Annotated in this window: 20 protein-coding genes; 6 read left to right on the top strand and 14 right to left on the bottom strand. The window is 66.6% G+C overall.

Annotated features, from left to right (window positions below; genetic code table 11):
* Nucleotides 1-140 precede the first annotated feature (140 nt).
* The 11 genes from DB032_RS12545 to tssB form a co-directional block, all read right to left on the bottom strand.
* Nucleotides 141-1,097, bottom strand: coding sequence for a hypothetical protein (locus DB032_RS12545; protein WP_107799792.1), 957 nt, complete (start codon nucleotides 1,095-1,097; stop codon nucleotides 141-143).
* A 96-nt stretch (nucleotides 1,098-1,193) separates the two neighbouring features.
* Complete coding sequence (locus DB032_RS24150; protein WP_158274300.1) at nucleotides 1,194-1,364, bottom strand: hypothetical protein; 171 nt, start codon at nucleotides 1,362-1,364, stop codon at nucleotides 1,194-1,196.
* Nucleotides 1,365-1,622: 258 nt separating this feature from the next.
* Nucleotides 1,623-2,075: a hypothetical protein gene (locus DB032_RS23720; RefSeq protein WP_146176659.1), complete on the bottom strand. Its 453-nt coding sequence runs from the start codon at nucleotides 2,073-2,075 to the stop codon at nucleotides 1,623-1,625.
* 218 nt (nucleotides 2,076-2,293) lie between these two features.
* Complete coding sequence (locus DB032_RS23715; RefSeq protein ID WP_146176658.1) at nucleotides 2,294-2,737, bottom strand: hypothetical protein; 444 nt, start codon at nucleotides 2,735-2,737, stop codon at nucleotides 2,294-2,296.
* 11 nt (nucleotides 2,738-2,748) lie between these two features.
* Complete coding sequence (gene tssH, locus DB032_RS12540; RefSeq protein ID WP_107799791.1) at nucleotides 2,749-5,331, bottom strand: type VI secretion system ATPase TssH; 2,583 nt, start codon at nucleotides 5,329-5,331, stop codon at nucleotides 2,749-2,751.
* Entirely contained in the window at nucleotides 5,328-6,377 is a 1,050-nt protein-coding gene (gene tssG, locus DB032_RS12535; RefSeq protein ID WP_107799790.1) for a type VI secretion system baseplate subunit TssG, read from the bottom strand. Before tssG ends, tssH begins: the two co-directional genes overlap by 4 nt.
* On the bottom strand, nucleotides 6,341-8,140 hold the full coding sequence (tssF, locus tag DB032_RS12530; protein ID WP_199225885.1) for a type VI secretion system baseplate subunit TssF: 1,800 nt from the start codon (nucleotides 8,138-8,140) through the stop codon (nucleotides 6,341-6,343). Before tssF ends, tssG begins: the two co-directional genes overlap by 37 nt.
* On the bottom strand, nucleotides 8,140-8,607 hold the full coding sequence (tssE, locus tag DB032_RS12525; protein ID WP_107801837.1) for a type VI secretion system baseplate subunit TssE: 468 nt from the start codon (nucleotides 8,605-8,607) through the stop codon (nucleotides 8,140-8,142). Before tssE ends, tssF begins: the two co-directional genes overlap by 1 nt.
* Before the next feature lie 384 nt (nucleotides 8,608-8,991).
* On the bottom strand, nucleotides 8,992-9,489 hold the full coding sequence (locus DB032_RS12520; RefSeq protein ID WP_048409970.1) for an Hcp family type VI secretion system effector: 498 nt from the start codon (nucleotides 9,487-9,489) through the stop codon (nucleotides 8,992-8,994).
* 65 nt (nucleotides 9,490-9,554) lie between these two features.
* Nucleotides 9,555-11,033, bottom strand: a complete 1,479-nt coding sequence (gene tssC, locus DB032_RS12515) for a type VI secretion system contractile sheath large subunit (RefSeq protein WP_081545014.1) — start codon at nucleotides 11,031-11,033, stop codon at nucleotides 9,555-9,557.
* A 35-nt stretch (nucleotides 11,034-11,068) separates the two neighbouring features.
* Entirely contained in the window at nucleotides 11,069-11,614 is a 546-nt protein-coding gene (gene tssB, locus DB032_RS12510; RefSeq protein ID WP_081545015.1) for a type VI secretion system contractile sheath small subunit, read from the bottom strand.
* 281 nt (nucleotides 11,615-11,895) lie between these two features.
* On the opposite strand from tssB, the gene DB032_RS12505 reads away from it, so the two are divergent.
* From DB032_RS12505 to DB032_RS12480, 6 genes are all read left to right on the top strand, one after another.
* Nucleotides 11,896-12,351 (top strand): hypothetical protein, encoded by a 456-nt coding sequence (locus DB032_RS12505; RefSeq protein ID WP_199225884.1) that lies wholly within the window; start codon nucleotides 11,896-11,898, stop codon nucleotides 12,349-12,351.
* 24 nt (nucleotides 12,352-12,375) lie between these two features.
* Entirely contained in the window at nucleotides 12,376-13,722 is a 1,347-nt protein-coding gene (gene tssK / locus DB032_RS12500) for a type VI secretion system baseplate subunit TssK (RefSeq protein ID WP_233246788.1), read from the top strand.
* The gene (locus DB032_RS12495; protein WP_107799787.1) at nucleotides 13,712-14,476 is read left to right on the top strand and encodes a DotU family type IV/VI secretion system protein; all 765 of its coding nucleotides are present in this window, start codon (nucleotides 13,712-13,714) and stop codon (nucleotides 14,474-14,476) included. Before tssK ends, DB032_RS12495 begins: the two co-directional genes overlap by 11 nt.
* Entirely contained in the window at nucleotides 14,473-18,324 is a 3,852-nt protein-coding gene (locus tag DB032_RS12490; RefSeq protein WP_107799786.1) for a type VI secretion protein IcmF/TssM N-terminal domain-containing protein, read from the top strand. The genes DB032_RS12495 and DB032_RS12490 overlap by 4 nt, the downstream gene beginning before the upstream one ends.
* Nucleotides 18,325-18,355: 31 nt before the next feature.
* Complete coding sequence (gene tssA, locus DB032_RS12485) at nucleotides 18,356-19,456, top strand: type VI secretion system protein TssA (protein ID WP_107799785.1); 1,101 nt, start codon at nucleotides 18,356-18,358, stop codon at nucleotides 19,454-19,456.
* A 199-nt stretch (nucleotides 19,457-19,655) separates the two neighbouring features.
* Nucleotides 19,656-20,192, top strand: a complete 537-nt coding sequence (locus DB032_RS12480) for a GNAT family N-acetyltransferase (protein ID WP_107799784.1) — start codon at nucleotides 19,656-19,658, stop codon at nucleotides 20,190-20,192.
* Nucleotides 20,193-20,309: 117 nt separating this feature from the next.
* Here the strand turns inward: DB032_RS12480 and DB032_RS12475 are convergent, their stop codons facing one another.
* The 3 genes from DB032_RS12475 to DB032_RS12465 form a co-directional block, all read right to left on the bottom strand.
* On the bottom strand, nucleotides 20,310-20,981 hold the full coding sequence (locus DB032_RS12475) for a hypothetical protein (protein ID WP_107799783.1): 672 nt from the start codon (nucleotides 20,979-20,981) through the stop codon (nucleotides 20,310-20,312).
* A 250-nt stretch (nucleotides 20,982-21,231) separates the two neighbouring features.
* Nucleotides 21,232-22,593 (bottom strand): alkaline phosphatase, encoded by a 1,362-nt coding sequence (locus tag DB032_RS12470; RefSeq protein ID WP_233246697.1) that lies wholly within the window; start codon nucleotides 22,591-22,593, stop codon nucleotides 21,232-21,234.
* Between the two features lie 188 nt (nucleotides 22,594-22,781).
* Nucleotides 22,782-24,230: an alkaline phosphatase gene (locus tag DB032_RS12465; protein ID WP_107799781.1), complete on the bottom strand. Its 1,449-nt coding sequence runs from the start codon at nucleotides 24,228-24,230 to the stop codon at nucleotides 22,782-22,784.
* Nucleotides 24,231-24,261 lie beyond the last annotated feature (31 nt).

Genomic DNA, 24,261 nt, shown 5'->3' with positions numbered 1-24,261 from the left:
CGGGCCTGCCACCCGACGGCAGGCTTGAAGGGACCTGGGGAGCATCGAATACGCGGTTTCCAGTGCGGCTGGCAAGCCAAGTCGCTTTGATCTTGACCGCGTAGCAGATGGTAAACAGCTTCCAAATTAATGCTGCGGTGTTAGTGCTGCTTGTCTTGGCCCCCGCCATGCGCTCTGGAGTAGGTGCTGAAGGTGCACATGGATAAAGTGTCCCAGATGATTTTAATCAGGGAGGTACAGCAATTGTCATCTTTCTGGTAGTAAGACAGCGAGTCAAAGTCGATATCGAATAAGTCGAATTCGTCACGTTGACTTTTCCCGGCTTGGGAGATTTTATTGGGGGCGTAGCCCAGCAAGTCCGTGCTCAGCAGGCCTTGTTCGCTGAGTTGCGCCAGGGTGTTTTTCTGGATGTTAAAGGCCAGTTTGCTCACCGAGGTAGGCGAATGGCAGCAGCAGATGCAAGCGCATAAGGGCAGCGTGTAGCCGGTGGTCAGCGGCCTATCCCGAGCGTCGGTGATGCCGGCCTCAAGCACCGCCGCCACCACCTCCGCGCAGTTGCCCAGGTTTTTTCCATTATTCTCCGTCATGAATTGGATCATTCTGTCTTGATCCAAGCCCAGCGCCGTCGGCATTTTTTTTAATAGCGGCTTATGCGAGAAGGCCTTTTCATCGCCATGGCTGCCGCCAATGTCAATCAAGACATCATCGCCGCGACGCATGGTCATGGTGGGCGGCTTCATATCCACTACCGAACCCATGCTCTGATGGGCTGGCGGCGGCCTGCCGATGGCGCTGGTTGGCGGGATGCCGATTTCCGGCGGCTTGCTTCTTAGAATGTGCGCCACTTCATTCTTGCTGGGGATGTAAATCACATGTCGGACCCGGATGTGAGCGGCTTTGGTGTTGGTCCAAAACTGGGTGATCTTATCCTTGGCGGTTCTGAGATACATTGTTTGATGGCCGGCGGAGTATTGAAACTGATAGACCTCATGGTTTTGAGTGGTAATGGAAATGAGGCTGTGGTCTTGGCAGTCCCCATTCTTGCAACTGCAAAACATGGTGCCCGAGCCACCACTGAGGGTCATAACGGTAATCATGCGGCCTCCCTGTGTTTGTTTCCAATGAGTTGATACTCTGCCGGTTGCTGCTTAAATCATCGTATCGATTCTAAATTCGTTCCGCTAACTTGCTAACTAGGATAGAAGAGCTTTGTTCTGTGGTAGAGCGCTGTCGCTGAAGCCGGCCAGGGTGAAGTTACCCAGCACATTCAGCGCCTCGTCGCTGGACAGGCTGTCCGGGTAGAGCTCTTTCAGCACGGAGGCGCTGAGCGAGAGCGGGGTGGTTTTGTCGGAGGGGCGGAGCATGGTGGTTTAGTGGATTGCGTTTATTTTATGCGTGAATAGGAAAGCCCAAGGTTATGTCGCTTTTGGATGGTGAATGGTAAACGTTGGGCTTCATTGCATTTAGCCCAACCTACGGCCCTTAGTATTTCCGTAGGCTATAAAAATAAATAAATTGAGTGGGGCGTATTTCAGGTTCTTGGTGGTGAGTATATGTCCGCCTCTAGCACAGGTGCTTCTTTTGTGTTCTATCTTAATTTGAGTTGGCATAGTTGGCTCGTCTTAAATGAAGTCATCGTCACCTAAATTCGAGTTAAGCGATTCTCCGGTTATTTTTTTGTAGACTTCTGCCGCAAAGGTTTGGCAATCTGCTTGGTCGTAGTATGGTCTAGCATTTTTTGTTTCTGAAAATGCAATAAAAACGGTTTTTGTGTTTATTTTTTTGTCGGTTATTTTATTTTCATGTAGTACATTTTTTGCATATTTCCCTGTATCTATAGCATCTAATTGAAGGGTGTCCTCCCCATTTGTTCTTGATACCCTTATATTTATTGAATTTTCTAGAAAAATCATTAGCTCATGATGAACGCCGGTTGTGTAGGAGTCTCCTCGTAGTTGTATTTTGTTTATGGGCACTTCTTTTATTGCATGGTAGCGTGACTGCTTAGCCTTAAGAAGTGTAGAATTTTTTTCGCGCGTACTACCTATGCCTGAAAAAAAGAAGTCATCATCCATGTTATTCTTTCTAGAAAAATGTTAGTGAATTGTATTTCACTGGTCAGTGTTCGTGGATAAATAAAAAGCCTTCATTGCCCTTGCTGTTTCTATCTAAATAGCCTGTTCTTGATAGTCAAAGGGGCGGGTAGGGTAGCTTTAGTGTCGATAGGGTGAGGCATTGGTTTGTCTCATAAGTGAGAAATATCTATCTGTGCCATCGAGGCCAACTGCACTAGCTACGTAAAGAAAATTGTGTCTTTTTCCGAACGACTAGCATGCATTTGGGGCTTGCTGATCATGAGGCCGTGTATTTTTATAAATGGGGCTCTTCGAAAAATCATTACTCCACTTTCAAATGAGTCTTTTTCGCATGAATAGCACCATGCATCTGCTATCTCGATGCCAATCGTAAGCGGACGACTAAACTGATTCGCCATGTTTGGGTTCGTGGTGTATTCAACTATCGCGTTGTCTCCTGTGTGATTCTTCTGCATAAAGTAGATCCAGGCGGAGTCTTGGGAGTAACGGGTTTCGCCATCGGTTCCTTTTTGTACATCACAGGCGTCCTTAGGCGGCTTGGCTGGAACTTCATTGGGTATGGGGGCGAACCCGCCAGCAGTTTTGTAGGTCAGTATTGTCACAGCTTCAGCGTAACTATTCAGTCCTCTGAGTAAGTTCATGTGCATATCTCCTAGGGTTCCAACACCCACTCCGCCAACTTCCCCGTCACCTGCGCCATCAACACGTTCTCGATATCCCGCGCGCCGGCAGAGCTGCATTTAGCCAAAACCGCTTTCACAATGGCCGGGTCGAAGTCGAATTGTTTCCCTGTCGCCGCCTTATAGCGGGCTTGCAGTTTTTCCAGCTTATTGATCACGATGTTTTCCAATGTGCGTTCCGCCAATGGCGGATAGGGCACCACGGTCATGCGGGCGAGGAAGGCGGGGCGGAAGGCTTGTAACAGCGTTTTGCGCAGGCGTTCGTCGAACTGCTGGGTGGCGAGTTGTTCGCCTGGCGTGGTTTGCAATAGCTCCGCCCCCACATTGCTGGTGGCCAGGATGATGGTGTTGTTGAAGTCCACCGTCAGGCCGGTGCCGTCTTCCATGACTCCCTTGTCGAACACGTTGTAGAAGGCTTCCAGCACATCCGGGTGGGCTTTTTCGATTTCGTCCAGCAGCACCACGCTGTAGGGCTTGCGCCGTACCGCTTCGGTCAGCACGCCGCCCTGGCCGTAGCCGACATAGCCGGGCGGCGCGCCCTTGAGCTGGCTGACGCTGTGGGCTTCCTGGTATTCCGCCAGGTTGACCACGATCAGATTGCGTTCGCCGCCATAGAGCGCGTCGGCCAGCGCGTAGGCGGTTTCGGTCTTGCCGACGCCGGTGGGGCCGAGCAGCAGGAACACGCCCACCGGTTTGCCGGGGTCGGTGAGGCCGGCGCGGTAGGCCTGGATGCGTTGGGCGATCTTGCCCAGCGCGGCCGGCTGGCCGATCACGCGCTGGCCCATGCGCTGGGCCAGGGTGCGGATGGCGTAGGCTTCGTCGGCCAGCATCTTGCCCACGGGTATGCCGGTCCAGCCGGCGATGACGGCGGCCACGGCTTTGGAGTCCACGTGTTCCGGTACCAGCGGGTCGTCCTGGCGCAGCGCGTCCAGGCCGGCTTCCAGCCGCGCCAGTTGTTCCGCCAGCCGCAGCGCCGGGTCCGCGGCTTCGTCGTCGTCGGCGGTCGCGGTCCCGTCTTCGGCTTCTTCCAGCAGCAGCGGCGGTTCGCCGGCGGGCAGCTCGGGCTCGCTGGCCAGGAAGTCCAGCAGTTGCTGGCGGGTGCGCAGGATTTCGCGCACCGCGCGCAATTCGTCTTGCCAGCGCACGGTCAGTTCGCGCATGGCTTGCAGCTGGCGCGCGCTGTCTTGGCGCAGCGCGGCGATGCGGGCGGCGTGGTCCAGGCCGGTGGCCTGTTCGTTCAGCAGCCGCTCCAGTTCCTCGTCCAACATGGTCTGGCGGTGGCGCAGGTTTTCCAGCTGCGGCGGCTGGTCGTGCTGGGCCAGCGCCACGCGGGCGCAGGCGGTGTCCAGCACGCTGATGGCCTTGTCCGGCAGCTGGCGGCCGGAGATGTAGCGGTGGGACAGCTTGACCGCGTCGTGGATGGCGGCGTCCAGGATGCGCACGCCGTGGTGTTGTTCCAGCCGGGCGGCGACGCCGCGCAGCATGGCCACGGCGCGGTCTTCGTCCGGTTCTTCCACTTGCACCGGCTGGAAGCGCCGCGCCAGCGCCGGGTCGCGCTCGAAGTATTTCTTGTATTCCTGCCAGGTGGTGGCGGCCACGGTGCGCAGTTCGCCGCGCGCCAGCGCCGGCTTGAGCAGGTTGGCGGCGTCGCTGTGGCCCTCGGCCGCGCCGGCGCCCACCAGGGTGTGGGCTTCGTCGATGAACAGGATGATGGGCCGGGCGGCGGCGCGGATGTCGTCCATCACGCTTTGCAGCCTTTGTTCGAATTCGCCCTTGAGCCCGGCGCCGGCTTGCAGCAGGCCCAGGTCCAGCGCCAGCAGGCCGACGCCGGCCAGCGCCGGCGGCACTTCCTCGTGGGCGATGCGCAGCGCCAGGCCTTCCGCCACCGCGGTTTTGCCCACGCCGGGCGCGCCCACCAGGATGGGGTTGTTCTGGCGGCGGCGCAGCAGGATGTCCAGGCATTGGCGGATTTCGCCGTCGCGGCCGACGATGGGGTCGATGCGGCCGGCGCGGGCGTCGGCCACCAGGTCGTGGGTGAAGCGCGCCAGCGCGCCGGCCGGCTCCGCCGCGGCGGCGGACGGGGCTTCGCGCGAGGCGGCGGCCCAGGCGTCCAGCTGTTCGCTCAGCGGCTGGCGCGGCGCGCGCAGCAGGCAGGGCGCGCCGATCAGCAGCAGATTGCGCAGTTCGTCGCGCTCCAGCAGGGTGAGCAGCAGCAGGCCGGAGCGGATGCTGGCCTGCTGGCGCAGCGTGGCCAGCAGCAGCGCTTCCTTGAGCCAGGCCACGGTGTGGCTGGAGAAGGCCGGGGCGCGGGTTTCGCCGCGCTTGAACTGGTCCAGGCTGCGGCGCAGCTCCGCGCTCAGCTGGTCCGGGCTCAGGCCCAGCTTGGGCAGCAGCAGCGGCAGGTCGCCGTTGGGCAGTTCCAGCAGCTCCAGCAGCACGTGTTCGATTTCCACGTAGTAGTGGCTTTGTTGCAGGCAGCGCTGGGCGGCCAGCTCCAGCGCCTTGCGGCAGCTGGGGTTGAGGCGGGCCACCAGTTCGGACAGTTCGGCGCTCATGCCGGGTCCTCGCCGGCCGGGGGCGGCCGTTGCAGCCGGGTGTCCAGCTGTCGCGCTCCGCCGGGACCGCCCAGCCAGCTGTCCCAGCTCAGCCGCGGCGCGGCGCGGGCTTGCAGCTTGAGCGCGGCGGCCGGCGCTTGCCACAGCAGGCTGAGCTGGATGTCCAGGTCCGGGCCGAAGTAGAACGCCGCCAGCGCGGCCAGCGCGCGGTGGCGTTCGCCGCCGGGCAGGAAGGCGCGGTAGCCGGCCGGGTCCAGCGGGCCCACGGTCAGGCGGATGCCGGCGTGTTCGTCCCAGGCGCGGCGGCCGGCCAGCGCGCCCTGGCCCAGCGCGGCGTTGCAGCCCTTGGGGCCGATGCGGGTGCGGCTGGCCGGCGGGATCTCGCGCCAGCCGCCAGCGTAGGGGCTGGCTTGCACCGGCGCGGCCAGGTGGCGGCTGGCCAAGGCGGCGAAGCCGGCCAGCGAGCGGCGGCGGTCCGCCAGCAGCGCGGCGCGGGCCAGCAGCGCGGCGTCCGGCACCGCCTGGCGTTGTTGCAGGCCGGCGGGCAGCAGGCCGCACAGGCTGAGCAGCAGCGGCCGCGCCGGGCTGAGCCGCGGCGCGGCGAAGCTGGGCGCCAGCCGGTATTTGCGCTGGGCGCGGTAGAGCAGGGCCAGCAGCCGGTGTTGGAACAGTTGCAGGAATTCCGCCGGCGCGTGGTCTTTGTCCTGGCGGCGCTGTTGCAGCCATTCCTGGTAGGCGTAGGGCAGCGGGCCGTCCGGGCCGCCCAGGCCGAAGGATTCGACATCGAGCGCCGGCTGGCCGTCCCGCGCGTCGCCGCCCAGCGCGCCCGGTTCCAGCGCGCTCAGTTCGCTGGCGGCGAAGGCGGGCAGCAGCGGGCCGCGCAGCCGCAGCGCTTCGCGCGCCGGGTCCGCGCCCTGGCCCAGCGGCGCGGCTTGCGGCGTCAGCCGTTCCAGCAGCATCACCGCCTGGGCGAATTCGAAGCCCTGCGGCCGCGTCAGCAGCCGCTCGGCTACAGAACCAGGCTGGGGCCGGGCGGGGGCTGCCATGTCTGGATCTCCTGTTGCTGGTGGACGAGTCGGGTGCGCACGAAGCGGTTGGCGTGGGCGTAGAGGGCGAAGAAGTGGGCGAGCACGGCGGCAAACAGCACGCGGCTGCCGCCGGCGAAGCAGGCCGGGTCCAGCTCCAGCGTCAGCAGCAGGCCGTTGCGCCAGCCGCGCCAGGCGTCGGCGCCGACGTGATCGACGATGCGTTCGCTGCTGAGCGCGACGATGCCTTCGATCTGGCGGCGCGCGGCCGGCTGTTCGCCCAGATTGTGCAGCGCCAGCATTTCGCGCAGCGCGGCCAGCGCCTGCGGGCCTTCGCTCAGCGACAGGTGGTTGAGGCTGAGCTGGGACACCAGTTTCCAGCGCGAGGCGCCGTCCAGCGCGGCTTCGGTTTGCGGCCGCGGCGGGCGCAGCAGCCGCGCCTGGCCCACCGGGCCGGGCAGTTCGAACATCAGCGGCGCGCCGGCCGGCAGTTGCTCGGCCAGGTGGCGGTTGGTGCACAGCAGTTCGGCGGTGAGGCTGAGTTCGCTGGCGGCCAGCGGGTCGAAATCGGCGTCCACCAGGGTGAGCAGCATGTCGCTGCCGGGGCGCAGCCGGTTGAGGCCGCGCACGCGGCGCGCGTGCCAGTAGCGGCCGTCGCCGCCCTCGCCGTGGCTGCAGGCGAAGTAGGGGGCGATGCGGCGCGCGCCGTCCGGGCCGGCGGCGCGCAGCTGGCGGATGGAGTGGATTTCCACGCTGTGGTCGCGGTGGGCGTCGGCCACCAGCAGGTATTCGCTGCGGCTGCCGTCCGGGCGCAGCGGTTCCGAGGTGTGCGGAAACAGATTGATCACCGGCGCGCAGCCCAGCGCGATGTCGCCGTGCTGGATGCCCAGGCGGCCGGCCGGCGCGCGTTCGAAGGCGATGACGATTTCCAGCTGCCGCTCCGCCTGGCGCGGCAGGCTGAGCGGCAGGTCGAAGAAGGCGAATTTTTCCGGGCAGGCGAAGTATTCCGCCAGCAGCGCGTGCGCCGGGTGCACGCCGTCCTCGGCCGGCAGCAGCGCTTCGTCGGCGCCAAAGCCGCAGGCGCGCGGCAGCGCGCCGGGGCGGATGGAGGGCGCGAGGCCGGGCCGCTCCGGCAGCCGGCAGCTGATTTGCAGGCTGTGGGCGGACAGCAGGTCGTAAAGCGCGGCGGCGTTGAGCGGGGAGCCGGCCAGGTGGATGCGCAGGCTGTTCAGCGGCAGCGCGCCCAGCGGCTCCGGCCCCAGTTTCTCCAGCCGCAGCACCAGGGCGGCGCGCGCCTGGGCCAGGCCGCTGGCGGCCTGGGCTTCGTCCTCGGTCAGCAGGCTGGCGGCGGCGAGCCGCAGCGGCCACAGGGTGACGGCGGCGCTGGTGCGGAAACGCAGGCTGTCGCCGGCGGTGGTGGCCACGAACAGCGGGGTGCCGCGCTCGATGCGGTAGCCGGCGTCCAGCTTGCCCTTGTCCGGGTCCGGCTCGAAGCGGGCGATGGCGCAGGAGGGCATGGGCCGCAGCGCGTGCGGGTAGAGTTGTTCCAGCAGCGCGTCGGTGAGCTCGGAGTAGTCGTCGTCCAGCCGGCGTTGCAGCCGCGCGCAGAGTAGGGCGAAGCCTTCCAGCAGCCGTTCCACTTGCGGGTCCGGGCATTCGCCGTCGCTCAGTTGCAGGCGGTGGGCCACCTTGGGGTAGCGTTGGGCGAATTCGCCGCCGGCGTGGCGCAGGTAGGCGAGTTCGCGTTGGTAGTAGTCCAGCAGGCGCGGGTCCAGCGATTCCATCAGCCGGCGTCCTCGCAGGCGGTGAGCCGCGCGCCGGACGGGTCCAGCTCGGCGACGAAGGCGGCCGGCCAGCGGCTGCCCTCGGCCTGGAGTTCGCCGTCTATGCGCACGCTGAGGAGCAGGCCGCGGCCCGGCACGGTGTCCACGCTGACGCGCGGCGCGGCCAGCCGGGGTTCGAAGCTGCGTATCGCCTGGCGGATCTCGCGCGCCAGCCGCTGGCGGTCTTCGGCGCGCTCCGGGTGCAGCGCGCTCCAGTCCGCCACACCGTAGTCGATGACGCTGAGTTCGGCCAGGTAGGGCTGTGCCGCGCGGCGGCTGGACAGCAGCCGCGCCAGTTCCGCCCGCACCGATTCTTGCAGCCGGCGGCGGTCCACCCGCAGCAGCGGCTCGGCCTCCAGCCGCTGCCGCGGTTCGGCGTCGGCCAGCAGTTCGAACAGACCCGGGCGAAACTGGGCGGCTTGGCGCATCGCGGTATCCTAAAAGTGCATGGGCCATGGAAAAACGCTTGGCCCCGAAACCCACGTAAAGACAGGAAAGAAATCTTTCTTGCCACGGAGGCGCACGGAAAACACGGAACAAGACAACAACCGTGGTCATCGCTCACGCAAGCCAGGCGCCGCCTTTGGGTTTGTCCGTGTTTTTCCGTGGCTAAGCCACAAAACCCACGTAAAGACAGGAAAGAAATCTTTCTTGCCACGGAAGCGCACGGAAAACACGGAACAAGACAACACCCGTGGTCATGAAGTCCATGCAAGCCCGATGCTTGCCCGTGTTCTTCCGTGTGCTTCCGTGGCCAAAAGACCCCGGAACGCCCGCTGTGCTTATGGGCTTCCGCGGCGGATTCAATCGACTTATTTGGAGTACTTGTTGGCGGCCAGGTCCCACACCGCGGCGGCGTTGCCGTCCTTGGCGCCGGTGTCTTTCTGGGTGGTCAGCTCCCACTTGATCTTGGTGAAGTTGAGCGAGAGGTTTTCCACCGGCTTGCCGCCGGTGCCGCCGCTGACGCTGACATTGGACAGGATGGCGTTGGTCAGGGTGTAGACGATGTAGGGCAGCACCTTGCCGCTGCTGTCGGCCGCGTTGCGGCCGATGGTGATCTTGACCTCGGGGATGTTCTTGCCCTGGCAGCAGTAGGCGTTGAGTTCCGGCGTGGATTTGTCGGTGAACTTGGTCAGGCTGAATTCGCCGATATGCGGCTTGCCGGAGGTGCGTTCGGTGTTGCTGACGTCGTTGGTCACCTGCATGGCCACGTTGTGGCTGTAGGACAGCACTTCGATCTTGTCGGTGTAGCCTTCCAGCTTGCACTCGCCCTTGATGTCGCTGCCCAGGTCCAGAATGATGGCGTCCATTGCTTTGCTTGCTCCTTGGAGGGTATCGGTTCAGGCCCGCCGCGCGGCGGGCCCTTGGTGTGGCGTCAGGCGGCGGCCGGCGGCGGCAGCTCCGCCACCAGGCGGATGGACGCGGTCAGCTCTTCCAGCTGGAAGTGCGGGCGCAGGAAGACGGTGGCGCGGTAGGCGCCGGGCTTGCCCGGCACTTCGGTCACGTCCACCCGCGCTTCGCGCAGCGGGTACTGGGCCTTCACTTCCTGCGGCGCGTTGTCGTTGACCAGCACGTAGTCCGCTATCCAGTTGTTCAGATAGGTTTCCACATTGTCGCGGGTCAGGAAGCTGCCGATCTTGTCGCGCATGATCACCTTGATGTAGTGGGCGAAGCGCGAGGCGGCCAGCACATAGGGCAGCATCGCGGAGATGCGCGCGTTGGCGTTGGCGGCGTTGGTGTTGTAGACCTTGGGCTGGTTGGCGCTCTGGCCGCCGAAGAACACCGCCAGATCGGTGTTTTTCTTGTGACACAGCGCGATGAAGCCCAGGCCGTCCAGTTCTTTCTCGCGGCGGTCGGTGATGGCGATCTCGGTCGGGCATTTGAGCGCGATGTCGCCGGACACGGTGCCGAAGGTGTGGGCCGGCAGGCCTTCCACCGCGCCGCCGCCTTCCACGCCGCGGATTGCCGCGCACCAGCCGTATTTGGCGAAGGCGTCGGTGATGCGCTGGCCCAGCGCGTAGGCGGCGTTGCCCCACAGGTATTTGCCGTGGTCGGTGCCGTTGACGTCTTCCACGTAGTTCATGCCTTCGGTGGGCTTGGTGTCCGGGCCGTAGGGCAGGCGCAGCAGGATGTGCGGCAGCACCAGGCTGACGTAGCGGGAGTCCTCGCTGGCGCGGAAGGAGCGCCATTTGATCAACTCGGCGCTTTCAAAAGCCTTGGACAGGTCGCGCGGCACCGCCAGTTCGGTGAAGCTGCTCATGTCGAACAGGCGCGGGCTGGCGGCGGAGATCAGCGGCGCGTGCGCGGCGGCGGCCACATTGGACAGCTTTTCCAGCAGCGCCACGTCCTGCGGATGGCGGCCAAACTCGTAATCGCCGATCAGCAGGCTGATGGGGTGGCCGCCGAAGGTGCCGTACTCTTCCTCGTAAATCTTCTTGAACAGCGCGCTCTGGTCGAATTCCACCGCTTTTTCCAGATCGTTCTGCAGCTCGTCCTTGGTGGCGTTGAGCAGGCGCAGCTTCAGGCGGCTGCTGGTTTCGGTGTTCATCACCAGGAAGTGCAGGCCGCGCCAGGAGGCTTCCATTTTCTGCACGTCCGGGTGGTGCAGGATGTTGTTGAGCTGCTTGCTCAGCAATTGGTCGATGATGGCGATGCGGTGGTTGATCATGGCCACGGTGTCTTTGTCGATGGCCATGCCTTCGTCCAACACCTGGGTGGCGAATTCGGACAGCAGGTCCTTGGCGTACTCCTGCTGGATGTCGTCGTGGGCCATGCGGCCTTCCTGGATGATGCGGTCCAGCAGCGACAGCGAGGCGGCGTCGCCGCTGGGCGCTTCGGCTTGGGTCTTAGCCATGAGATGTCTCCGGTATCAGGGGGTCGGGCGGGGCGTCAGGCGGCCGGCGGCGCGTCCGGCGCCGGCGCGGCTTCCGCGGCGGCCGGGGCCTCCGGGCGGGCGCTCTTGATCTTTTGCAGTTCCTCGGTGTTGGCCACCACGTCCTGCAAGAGCTTGTCCAATTCGTCGTTGCCGTCCAGCTTGGTCAGCAAGTCGCGCAGCTTCTGGCGCGCCTCGTACAGCCGGCGCAGCGGGGTGACTTGCTTGACGATGTTGACCGGGTCGAAGTCGTCGAAGTGGTTGAACTTCAGCTCCACATTGAGCTTGCTGCCGTCGTCGGACAGCGCGTTGTCCACCTGGGCGGTGACGCGCGGCGTCAGCGAGGCCAGCACGGCGTTGAAGTTGTCGCGGTCTATCTCCACGAAGCGGCGCTCGCTGAGCTTGGGCAGCGGCTGCTCCTGCTTGCCGGCCAGGTCCGCCATGATGCCTACCACCAGCGGCAGCTCCCGTTTTTCCAGGGCGTTGCCGATTTCCACGTCATACGTGATTTGCACGCGGGGCGGACGAATCCGGTCCAGCTTGTGCTGTGTGCTCTCTGCCATAACAGACCTCGATCGGTTGGGAAGCTGGGGACGCCGACGGCGGGCCGCGTATCCGGTCCGCTTGGGCGAAACTGCATGATTGTCAGACCATTGTTGCCCGGCCGGGCCTGGTCGTTCTTTTCCATTGAAGCCGGCTCAAGCCGTCGTATGGAAGCCCTTTTTGCTGACAAATGCTTGCAACTTGCATTTTTCAATGACCATGGCTTAACAATTCCTATAGAACTGTCGGCGTTTTTTTGCCAATATTATTTGCAATGGATAATGGCGTCGGGGTGATGCGGATGCGCAACGGGTATCTGGCTGGGCTGTTCTGTGGTTTGGCTTTGGGCTTGGGCGGGTGCTCGTCGCTGGGCTTCGGCCCCTCGGTCAAATTGCAGGCGGCCACGCTGGACGTGGTCAGCATGGCCAACGACGACACGCCGCTGGCGGTGGACTTCGTCGCCGCCAAGGACCCGGAGCTGTACAAGCTGCTGCTGGGGCTGCCGGCGGCCAAGTGGTTTGAGCAGCGCGAGCAGCTGCTGCGCGACTACCCGGCGGATCTCAAGGTATGGGAGCTGGAGCTGGTGCCGGGCCAGCATCTGGAAACCGAGGACGTGCCGATACGGGGCGAATCCGCGGCCGGCCTGCTGGTGTACGCCAGCTACGCCGGACCGGGCATGCACCGGCTGAGCCTGGACGCGCGCAAGAAGGTCTGGCTGCGCTTTGAAAGCAAGAATATGCGGCTGATGGAGCCGTAGCGGGGGGAGAGCGGTTTGAAAGCAGTGCCACAGGCGGTGTGTTGGTACGAGGGGATGCAGTTGCTGCCCCAGCATTTTCAATGGCAGGCGCTGAGGGCGGACGGGGTGTCCGCGGCGCTGGCGGCGGCGGCCCAGCCGCTGTATTGGGGCGTGCTGGAGCTGGAGCTGGACGAGGCGGCGCTGGCCGGCGGCGTGGCGCGGGTGTCCGCGCTGGAGGCGGTGTTGCCGGACGGCTTGCCGCTGCGCTTCGACGCCGGCGACGGCGCGGCGCTCAGCTGCGACGTGACGGCCGCCGCGGCGGAGGCGCCGGGCCGCACGGTGACGGTTTACCTGGCTTTGCCGCCCCTGTGGCGCGCCGGCCGGCTGGACCCGGCCGCCGGGCGTTTCCGCTCGGAAAACAGCGAGGCGGTGCCGGATTTGAGCAGCGGGGAGAACCCGGCCAGCCTGACGCTGTGGCGGCCGGACATCCGCCTGGTCACCGAGGCCGAACGCGCCGACATGATCTGCCTGCCGCTGTTGCGCATCGCCCAGCAAGGCGGCGGCTTTGCCCGCCGCGCCTACGCGCCGCCGTCGCCGCGGCTGCTGCCGGACAGCCTGCTGGGGCGCAAGGTGGCGGCGCTGTGCGCCAAGGCGCGCGAAAAATGCGTCTTCCTCAGCGGACGTCTGCGCCAGGCCAAGGAGGCCGGCAAGGACGACGACATCGACGAAATCCGCCGCCAGCTGGCGGCGCTGTGGGCGCGGCTGCCGGAGACGGAAGCCGCGCTGGGCAGCCGCGCCGCCCATCCGGCCGCCCTGTTCGGCCTGCTGGCCGGCATGGCCGGCTCGCTGACCGCGCTGGACCCGGGCGCCGGCGCGCCGATGTTCCCGGCCTTCAACTACCAGGAACTGCTGGCCAGCTACGAGCCGCTGCTGAACTGGTTGTCCGCCGCGCTGGACCGGGTGCGCGCCGGTTACCGCAGCCTGCCGTTCAACCGCGACGAAGAAGGTTTCTGGATCGTATTGCCGGAGGCCGCGCGCGACAGCGGGCGCTTGATCGTGGGCCTGCGCATGCCCGGCGGCGCGCCGGATTCCGCCGCTCAGCAATGGCTGGGCCAGGCCATCATCGCCTCCGAATCCCATGTGGCCACGCTGGCGCGCCAGCGCATGCGCGGCTTGTCCTTCCAGCCGCTGGACCGCGCCGAACAAGTGGCTTACAGCGTGGGCGACGACACCCGGCTGTTCGCCGTGCTGGCCAACGGCGACTGGCTGCAAGCGGATCAGCCGCTGAGGATGACGCTGCCGGCCGGCGGCGCGGCGCTGGAGCCATGGGAGGCGCTGCTCTTCGTCGCGGACCCGCGCGAGGACGCCGATGGAGAACGCCATGCTGGATAGCGCGCTGTCCCAGCCGCTGGGGGCGCTGGCGCAAGCGCCGCTGAGCGCCACTTTCGAAGACGCTTACGCCGAATGGCTGCAAGTGTTCCGGGAACTGGCCGGCGGCGGCCACAAGGCCGAAACCGCCGCCGAACTGGCGGCCGAGCAGGGCGGGCTGCTGGCGCGGCGCTTGAGCCGCGCCGCCGGCGCGCGCGTGGGCGCGGCCGGGCAGAGCCAGATCGAGGCCTTGCAGTATCTGTTCGTCGCGCTGATAGACGAGCGGCTGTTGTTCGAGGACTGGCCGGGGCAGAGCCTGTGGCAGGCCACGCCGCTGGAGCAGCGGCTGTTTGGCAGCCGCGCCGCCGGCGACAAGGTGCCGGCGCTGATCGAGCGGGTCTTGCGCGAGCGCGATCCGGCCGGGCGCGATCTGGCCAATGTCTGCCTGCAAACGCTGACCCTGGGTTTCTACGGCCGGCTGCGCGGGCCGGGCGGGCTGGCCCAGCACGAGGAATGGCGGCGCGAGCTGTTCGCCTTCGCCTACCAGCGCGACGCCGACATCCGCAGCCTGGCGCCGGCGCTGGAGCGCAGCAGCAATGTGCCGCCGCTGCGGCTGACGGTGCGGCGCATGCTGCCGGACGGCTTCCGGCTGGCCGTGGGCGTGGCCGCCATCCTGGTGGGCATGTCGGTGGTGGGGCACGCGTTCTGGCACGACATCGTGTCGCGGGTGGAGCCCATGCTGTACCGCGGGGCGGACGGGGACGGGCAGAGCAAATGACGATACAGACCCTAGCCGGCATTGTGCTGCTGACCCTGTTGATCCTGCTGGCGCTGGCGGCGCTGATCTGGTGGCTGCGGCGCGAGGCCGATCCGGCGCGGCGCAGCTTCCGCGGCTCGGTGCGCCGCTTCGAGCGCGAGATCGGCGCGGAAGACCGCTACCAGACCCCCTGGGTGCTGGCGGTGGGCGACCGGGTGCGCAATGTGGAGGCCTTGTGCGCCTCGCTGCAGTTGAAGAGCGAGGGCGAGGCCAATTGGTTCGGCCGCTGGTGGTACGGCGGGGACGGCGCGGTGCTGGTGATTCCGGACGATATGTTCAGCCATCCGGAAGGCGCGCTGGCGCCGCTGTCGGCCTGGCGGCGGCTCTTGGGCGTGCTCTTGCGCAGCCGCGCCGCGCGGCCGCTGGACGCGCTGATCTGGACCGTGTCCGCCGGCCAGCTGTGGAGCGAGCACCTGGCGGTCAGCGCCGGTCTGGCCGCGGCCAAGAAGTTTTCCGATCTGCAAAGACGGCTGGGCCTGAGCCTGCCCATCTATCTGGTGGTGACCGAGACCGAGCAGGCGCCGGGCTTCCTGGAGCTGGCGCAGGCGCTGCCGCGCGAAGCGCGCGACGCGATGCTGGGCTGGTCCTCGCCCTACGCCGCCAGCGCCGCCTATCAATCCGACTGGATAGAACAGGCCTTGACGCGGCTGCGGCTGACCCTGAGCGAAACCATAGCCGAATTCGGCGCCCTGCAAGGCGGCGTGTCCACGGATCTGTACCTGCTGCCGCGCAGCTTCGAGGCGGTGCGCGCCAATCTGCAGGCGCTGTGCGATCCGGTGTTCCGCGGCAACGCGCTGGGCGAGGCGCCGCAATTGCGCGGCATCTACTTCACCGGCGCCCAGGCCGCGCCACAGGATGATCTGGAAGAAACCGTCGCGCCGCCGGCGCTGCCCCTGTTCGCCGGCCGGCTGCTGCGCCAGCGGGTGCTGGCGGAGCAGGGCCTGGCCCAGCCGGTGCCGCGCATCCTGCGGCTGCGCCAGCGCTGGCACCGCTGGACCCTGGCCGGCATGGGCTTGTTCGCCGCCCTGTGGCTGGCCGGCATCAGCTGGTACTGGCACGCGGCCACCGACGACGCCGACGCGCTGGGCCGCCAGCTGCGCATTCTGCAACTGGACCGCGGCGGGCCGCGGCCGGAACTGGGCAACGACGCGGCGGCGCGGCAAAGCGTCGCCGCCTTCTGGCGCGCGCTCAAGGACGCGCCCTCGCGCCGTTTCGGCACCTTGCTGCTGCCCACCTCGCTGATGTCCCCGGTGGACGGCCGCATCGACGACACCATCGAATACGCGCTGCGCCGCTCGGTGATGCTGCCCTTGCAACAGCGGCTGCTGCGCGACGCCGAACAAGTGCGGCGCTTGGGCGAGGCCGGCGCGGACAGCGTCAGCGACGACACCGCCGCGCCGGAGAAATGGCCGGCCTATCTGCTGGCGCGGCAACTGGCCGGCGACGCGGTCAAGCTGGAACAGCGCGTCAACCAGTTCAACCACGCGGTGCGCGACGGCAACACCACGCTGGACGAGGCGGCGGAGCTGGCCAACGGCCTGTTCGGCCTCAGCCTGCGCGCGCCGCAGAACGCCCAGCGCGACAATCTGCGCCGCATCCTGCTGTCCAGCGATCAACTGGTGGCCGCGCCGATCGACCTCTCCAAGATCCGGCCGCAGGTGGGCGAACACTTCAGCGGCCTGATGCAAGCCTGGCTCGGCCAGCTCTACACCAATCAAACCTTCGACCTCACCGCCCAGCAATTGCAGAAACAGCTGCTGATGCTGGAGTCCGGCCAAGGCAACTCCTTGCCGGAACTGGACAGCGTGGCCGGCCACATCGGCCTGCTGCAAAGCCTGGTCAACGCCACCAACAGCGCCTGGAGCCGCGCCGCCGGCCAGGACCTGGTGCCCGGCTACAGCGCGATGCTGGACGGCGCGCGCCGCTCCAGCCTGATAGGGCGCGACGCGGTGGCGCGGGTGGTGGACCATTCCGCGGTGGCGCGCCAGGAATTCCGCAAGCGCTGGCTGGGCGGCGTGGGCGCCAGCTCGGCGCTGCTGGCGCAAGGGCCGTCCGGCGGCCTGGAGCTGCAGGACCAGGTGCTCAAGCTGAACGTGACCCTGGCCTCGCTGCTGAAGCAGGATTTCGTCGCCAGCGCGCGGGCGCAGGGCGAAAGCGGCCCGACGGCGGGCGGGCTGGCGAATATGGACGCCGACGCCATGACGGCGGCGCTGCGTCATTACGACGGCTACCAGAAATACCTGGCCGGCAGCGCCGGCCAGATGCCGCCGGCCTACCGCAAGGGCCTGGAACGCGCCTTGCAGGACAGCGCGGCGCGGGCGATGTGGGCCGCCCTGAGCAGCCGCCGCGCCGAGCCGTCGGTTGGCCTGAACGGCGGTTCCATCGACGAGGGCAACGCCTTCGACGCCCAGGCCAAGGCCGCCACCCCGGTGCTGGCGGCGCTGGACGAACTGGCCCAGCCCGCCTTCCGCGACAGCGTGCTGCGCGAGATGGACCGGCGCGCGCTGCAATCCTTGCGCCACGCGGAGCGCAGCCTGCAAGGGCTGGGCTTGTACCAGCCGCTGCAGGGCAGCTTCCGCTGGTGGGACGGCTCGCGCAACGCCGGCGCCCGCGCCTTCCGCGCCGGCGGCGCGCGCGAGCTGCAGCAATACCTGGGCGCGCAGCTGGAGCTGGTGGGCAATCTGACCCAGGCCCAGGCGCCGGCGCTGAGCTGGCTGGCCTCGCACAAATCCTCGTTGCCGGTCAGCGACCAGCAATTGCAGCAACGCTGGCAAAGCGCCGCCGTCGAACTGCGCCACTACAAGGAAAAGGCCGCCAACAGCGCGCCGGCGGTGCTGGAAACCATGATCGTCAAGGATTTCAACGAGATGGACGTGGGCAATTGCCGCGCGGTGCTGGACCAGGTGGAGCTGCCGGCCGCCGGCAACGTTTTCTCCGACCGCGCCCAGACCCTGGTCAGCCTGGCCAGCGACCGCTGCGGCGCGCTGCGCACCCAGGCCGGCGCCGCCGCCTACCAGAAGCTGAGCGCCTTCTTCAATCAATACCTGGCCAACCGCTTCCCCTTCGCCGCCAAGCTGGCGGCGCCGGACGCCGCGCCGGAGCGGGTGGCGGAATTCATGCGCCTGATGGACGACAGCGGCGGGCTGGCGGCCGCCGGCCTGCAGGACCTCAAGTCCGGCCAGGCCCAGGCGGCGCGGCGCTTCCTGGACGCGGCCAAGGCGGCGCGCGCCTGGCTGGGCCCGATGTTCGCCCGCGAGGGCGGCGGGCCGTGGCAGGGCGTGGACGTGGAAGTGCGCTGGCGCACCGACCGCGAACACGAACAGGCGGCGGACCAGGTGATCGAATGGACGCTGGCCAGCGGCGGCCAGCGCCTGCGCTACCCCGGCGGCGACGGCCAGCGCCTGCACTGGAACATCGGCCAGCCGGTGACGGCGACCCTGCGCTGGGCCAAGGAATCGCAACAGGCGCCGGTGGAGGATTCGACGCAAAGCGGGCTGACCGTGTTCGACCGGCTGGCCAGCTGGAACTACGGCGGACAATGGGGCTTGCTGCGCTTATTGCGCGAGAACAATTCGCCGCTGCGCACCAATAGCGTGGAAGGCGTCAACGACGTGGGCCTGATGCTGGCGCTGCCGGTGCGCAACCCGGCCTTGCTGGGCAACGGCGACGCGCAGATGTTTTTGCGGCTGACCTTGCAGGCGCCGGGCGGCAAGAGCGGCCTGGCCGTGGCCAGCCTGCCGTACGCCGCGCCGCCGTCGCCGTTCCGCGCGGCCGCCAATCCGCGGCTGGCCGCGATAGAGGGCAGCTGATGCGCGCTTTGAACACCTTGAGGAAACGGCCATGAGCGCCATGTCGCGTCTGGAAACCCTGTTGCAACCCATCGCCGCGGACAATCCCGGCGGCGAGCCGCTGCGCTACGCGCCGGAATACGACCAACTGCGCGAACTGCGGCGCGAGGACGATCCCAGCCTGCCCGCCGGCATCTGGGAAAGCGATTTGAAACGCGCGGACTGGTCCGGCGTGGAGCGCCTCGCCTCCGCGCTGCTGGCCGAGCGCAGCAAGGATTTGATGGTGGCCGGCTGGCTGGGGGAATCCTGGCTGCACCTGCTGGGCCTGCCCGGCCTGGAAGCGGCGCTGGCGTTGAGCGCGCAGTGCTGCGAGCAGTACTGGGACAGCCTGCACCCCTTGCCGCAGCAAGACGATCTGAGCTTTCGCACCGGCCCGCTGGAATGGCTGGCCAAAACCTACGCCGCCACGCTGGCGGCCCAGGTGCCCTTGCTGAACGCGCCGCCGCCGCAGGAGCGGCAGCCGCTGACCCTGCGGCAGTGGCAGGACCTCAACCGCCGGCTGCTGGCCGGCGGCGACGAGGGCAAGCTGGAGCGCGAACAGGCGCGCCACGAGCAGCAGAAGCTGAACGACTGGGTGCGCGCGCTGCCGCCGGCCGCGCTGGAGGAGAGCCGCGGCGCGCTGGCGCGCAGCCGGCAATGGCTGGCGCGGCTGCAGAGCTGGTGCGACGAACGCATGGGCGCGGACGCGCCGTCCTACGCGCCCTTGAGCCAGACGCTGGAGCAGGCGGCGCAAGCCTTGCAGGAGCTGGCCATCCTGCATCCCGGCCCGCCGCCGGAGCCGGAAGCCGCCGCCGTCGACCAGGCCGAGGCCGCCGCGCCGCCGGTCCTGGCCGAATCCGGCCACGGCGCGCCGCCGCCGGCGTCCGCGCCCGTTTTCGCCCAGCGCGAGCCGCAGGGGCGGGAGGACGCTTACCGCCAGCTGCGCGGCATCGCCGATTATCTGGCGCGCACCGAGCCGCACAGCCCGGTGCCCTATCTGATCTACCGCGCGGTGGAGTGGGGGGAGAAGCCTTTGCGGGAGCTGCTGGCGGAGCTGATAGACAGCGACGCCGAGGCGCGGCGGCTGTGGTCCCTGCTGGGGGTGTTGCCTTAGAACCTGTTTACGATCTGCTGCGCGTCGGCGATACGGCGAACAAGCTCAACATGCTCATTGCCTCTTGTACACTTCGTTTTTTCGCTTGTTTTGCCTTGTCTCGCCCTTGTGCGCGAGGCTTTGAGCAGGCGTTTAAGAACGGGACTTGAGGCGGAGAAGCCGCCTCCCGCTTGACGGGCATTCAGGGAAGGACGGCCAGATGGCGAATGTGGAGTGGAACGGGCTGATCATCCGCCGCGCGAGCGCGGCCGACGCGCCCGCGGTATTGAAAATTTTCGATGAAATCATCACCTGGTTCGTCGCCATGGGCAACGCGGAGCAATGGGGAAGCGAGCCGTGGTCAAGCCAGCCGCGACAAGTGGAGCGGGTGGTCGAGGCGTGCTCGCTGCCGGGAGCGTGGGTGGCGGAGGAGGAAGGCGGCGCCGTGTTGGCCGCCCTGGTGCTGGGGGAGGCCATGCCCTATGCGCCGGCCGCGACGGAGCCCGAAATCTACGTGCGCTTGCTGGTCGCCTCCCGCCGCTCCGGCGCGCGGGGCGTCGGCCGGCGTTTGATGGCTTTCGCGGACGAACAGGCGAGGCTGGCCGGCGTCAAGCGCTTGCGCGTGGATTGCTATGGCGGGGGCACGGGGGCCCTGGCGCGTTTTTACGAGTCCTGCGGTTATGAACGCATCGCCGCATTCGATGTGGACGGCTGGCCCTGCCAGCTGCTGGAGCGCGTTCACGCTCCCGCGAGCTAGGGCGAGGCCGCTTGGGAAAGCGGCTTGCTCGCATGGCGCGCTGCGCCGCGCGCAGCGGACCGCGAACGGACTCCAAGGCCAGGATGCCTGGCCCGGAAGGACGGCGCGGGCAAGGGCTCAGTCCAGCGTGTCCATATAGTCCTTGCCGCGCAGCCGCCCGGTTTGCGCCCAGGGCAGCGGCTGGCCGGCGGCCAGCGGGCGGATCTCCACGCGCATGCTTTCGCGATGGCGGCCGTCCTGCGAACGCGATTCCACCCGCAGCGGCATCGCCCAGCGCGCGCTCCATTGCAATTGCTTGCTGTGGCCCTTGGCGGTTTTGCGATACCAGCGGCTGCCGTCCGCGCCGGGGCTGACGGTGAAGCCTTTCAGTTTTTCGATGTCCACCAGCTGGCTGGCCAGGATCCAGGAGCCGTCGAAGCCCACGTCGCTCCATTCGCGCTGGCCCACTTGCACCAGCAGCCGCTGTTGCGGCAGGGCGAACTCCAGCCGCGGCTGGCCTTTGGCGTCCAGCCAGACGTGGCGGCTGGCGGCGGCGTAGTCGATGTGGTCGTGGCCGTCCTCATGGCCGTGGCCGTCGTCGTGATCGTGGTCGTCGGCGGGGGCGTTCAGCCGTTCGCGCCAGACGTGCTTGCCCTGGCGGGTCAGTTTTTCCCGATAGCGTATGGTTTTTTCCACGCCGTCCTTGCCGATGGTGACGGTTTCGTAGCGGATGGTGGCCACCAGATCCGGCGCGGCGGCGCGCAGCGCCGGGGACAGGGCCAGCAGGGCCAGCGGCAGCAGGATTTTCATCGCGGTCTTTCTTCATGCGTAAAAGTAGGCTTGCCCGTGGGCAAGCCGAATGGGGTGCATCCGGGACGGCCGCGCCGGGCCTGGAGCGGCGCCGGCGCGGGGGTTTAGAGCCTGTTTACGATTTCACGAGCTAGAGCGAGACAAGGCGAAAATGAGTGAAAAAGCGGAATGTACACGTGGTACATGAGCATTTTGAGCTGGTACTCACCATGCAACGCTTCACGACGCGCAGCAGATCGTAAACAGGTTCTTACAGGCCCAGCGCGCTTTTCACCAGGCCGAACACCTTGGTGTTGTCCATCACGCCCTTGAAGCCCTTGGAGCCGGCGCCGCCGGACATCAGCATCACGTCGCCGCCGCCGTGGGTTTCGCTGGACAGGCGGATGCCGGTTTCCTGCTGGTAGTCGTCGCCCATCGCGGTGGCGGAGTCCACCGACACGCGGCTGGCCTTGCGGTTGGGGCCGTTGCCGAACACCAGCGCGGTGTAAGTGGCGCCGTCCGCGTCCTTGGACTCCTTGCCGTCGGCGTAGCCGCGCACGATGTCGTGGATGGGGTTGCCGCGCTTGGCGTAGCCGTTGATGGTCATGGTGTGGTCATGGTCCGCGGTGACCACGATCAGGGTGTTGTTCAGGTCCACCTTGGCCAGCGCGGTCTTGATGGCGTTGTCGAAGGCGATGGTGTCTTCCAGCGCGCGCTTGGCGTTGGTGCCGTGCAGCGCGTGGTCGATGCGGCCGCCTTCCACCATCAGCACATAGCCGTTGCCGTTGCGGGCCAGGGTGTCGATGGCCTTGGCGGTCATGTCGGCCAGGCTGGGCTGGTTCAGGCTGTTCTTCACCCGGTCCAGCTCATAGTCCATGTGGTCCTTGTTGAAGATGCCCAGCAGTTTGTTGCCGGACTGCGGGTTGAAGGCGGCCAGCTCGCTGCCGCTGCTCACCAGGGTGTAGCCCTTGGCCTGCATTTCGGTCAGCAGATTGCGGCCGTCCGGGCGCTTGCCGCCGGAGGCGGTGGGCAGGAAGAATTTGCTGCCGCCGCCCATCAGCACGTCCAGGCCGGCGCCCAGCTTGGCGTTGTAGCCGGCGCCGCCCGGCGCCGCCTGGGCGGCGATGTCGGATTCGGCGTCGCGGTGGCAGACGTGGGAGTAAGTGGCAGCCGGGGTGGCGTGGGTGACGCGGGTGGTGGTCACCGCGCCGATGGCCTTGCCCTTGGCCTTGGCCAGTTCCAGCAGGGTGGCCGCCGGCTGGCCGTTGCCGCTGCCGCAGTTGCCGGTGCCGTTGCTATTGGGGTCGATGGCGCGGGTGTCGGCGGACATGGAGATGACTTCGTTGTTCATCTTCACGCCGGTCATATAGGCGGACATGGACGGCGCGCTGTCGGTGGTTTGCGCGTCGTTGGAGAAGGTCTTGACGCGGGCGGTGCGGGACAGCTGTTCCATGTTCAGCTTGCCGGCTTCGCCGTATTTGTAGATGCGCGAGGCGGTGACGGTGGTGGGGCCCATGCCGTCGCCCAGGAAGAAGATCACGTTCTTGGCTTCGCCCGCGGCCTGGGCCGGCAGCGCGTGCAGGGCGGCGGCCAGCGCGGCGACGCTGAGCAGCGGTTTCATCATCGGTTTCATTGCGGTTCTCTTGTATGGGTTTATGTAGCGTTTGGGGGTGGCGGCTCAGAACCTGTTTACGGTCTGCTGCGCGTCAGCGATACGGCGTTGAAAATGTCTTCAAAATGCTCGTGTACCGTGTGTACACTCCGCTTTTTCAGCCGTTTTCGCCTTGTCTCGCCCTTGCTCGCGAGATCGTAAACAGGTTCTCAGAGCGCGGCCGCTTTCTTCACCAGGCCAAACACGTCGATGTTTTCCAGGAAGCCGTGGAAGGCGTCCGAACCCTGGCCGATGGCGCCGATGTAGACATCGGTGCCGCCGTGGGTTTCGCCGCCGGCCGGCATGCGCACCGCCGCTTCCTGGTGGTAGTCGTTGGCGGACACCACGGCGTCGGTCAGCGCGGCGGCGGCGTTGCGGTTGCCGTTGACGCGGTTTTCGCCGTTGCCGAAGCCGATGATGGAATAGGGCATGCCGTCGGCGTCGGTGGCCAGGCTGCCGTTGCCGTAGTTCTTCACCAGGCCCAGCACGCCGGGGTTGCCGGCCGTGGTCTTGCCGGTGCGCTGGGCGTAGCCGTTGAGCACCAGGGTGTGGTCGTGGTCCGCGGTCACCACGATCAGGGTGTTTTTCAGGTCCGGATCGCGCTGTTTCATCGCGTCGATGGCGGTCTTGATCGCCTGATCGAAGGCCACGGTGTCCTGCAGCGCTTTCTTGGCGGTGGTTTCATGCAGCGCGTGGTCGATGCGGCCGCCTTCCACCATCAGGAAGAAGCCTTGCTTGTCCTTGCGGTCCGCCAGCATGGAGATGGCCTTGGCGGTCATCTCGGCCAGGCTGGGTTCCTTGGAGGCGTCGCGGTCCAGGTCGTAGCTCATGTGGCTGCTGGTGAACAAGCCCACGGCGCGGGTGGTCTTGGCCGGGTCCAGCGCGTTGAAGCCGGTTTTGTCCGCGGCGTAGCCGTAGCCCTTGGCTTTGAGCTCCGCCACCAGATCGCGGCCGTCGGCGCGCTTGCCGCCGGCGGCCTTGGGCAGGAAGAACTGGCGGCCGCCGCCGAAGACCACGTCCACGCCGTCTTGCAGCTTGGCGTTGAAGAGCGCGCCGCCCGGCACCAGTTGGGCGGCGATGTCGGATTCGGCGTCGCGGTGGCAAACGTGGGAGTAAGTGGCCGCCGGGGTGGCGTGGGTGACGCGGGTGGTGGTGACCACGCCGGTGGCCTTGCCGCCGGCCTTGGCCAGCTCCAGCAGGGTGCTGACCGGCTGGCCGTTGCCGCTGCCGCAGTTGGAGGTGAAGTCCGCGGTGGGGGATTTGGCCTGGGTGTCGGTGGACATGGAGATGACTTCGTTGTTCATCTTCACGCCGGTCATGTAGGCGGACATCGACGGCGCGCTGTCGGTGACTTGGGCGTCGTTGGAGAAGGTTTTGACAAAGCCGCTCTCCGGCAGCGTGTCCATGGTCAGCTCGCCGTCTTCGCCCACGGAGTAAATGCGGGCGGCGGTGGTGGTGTTGATGCCCATGCCGTCGCCCAGGAAGAAGATCACGTTCTTGGCGGCGGGACGTAGGCCCTGGTTGTTGTTGGCGGTGCCGCTGGCGGTGCCGCCGCTGCTGCCGCAGGCGGCCAGGCCGATGGCGGCCGTCACGGCCAGGGTCAGGCTGAGGATGCGCATGATGTTATGTTCCGGGCATGAAAAAAACCGG

This window comes from Chromobacterium sp. Panama (assembly GCF_003052555.1).
Lineage (GTDB): Bacteria > Pseudomonadota > Gammaproteobacteria > Burkholderiales > Chromobacteriaceae > Chromobacterium.
Note: the sequence above shows the minus strand (reverse complement) of the source record. Positions and strands in the feature narration are given on the sequence as shown.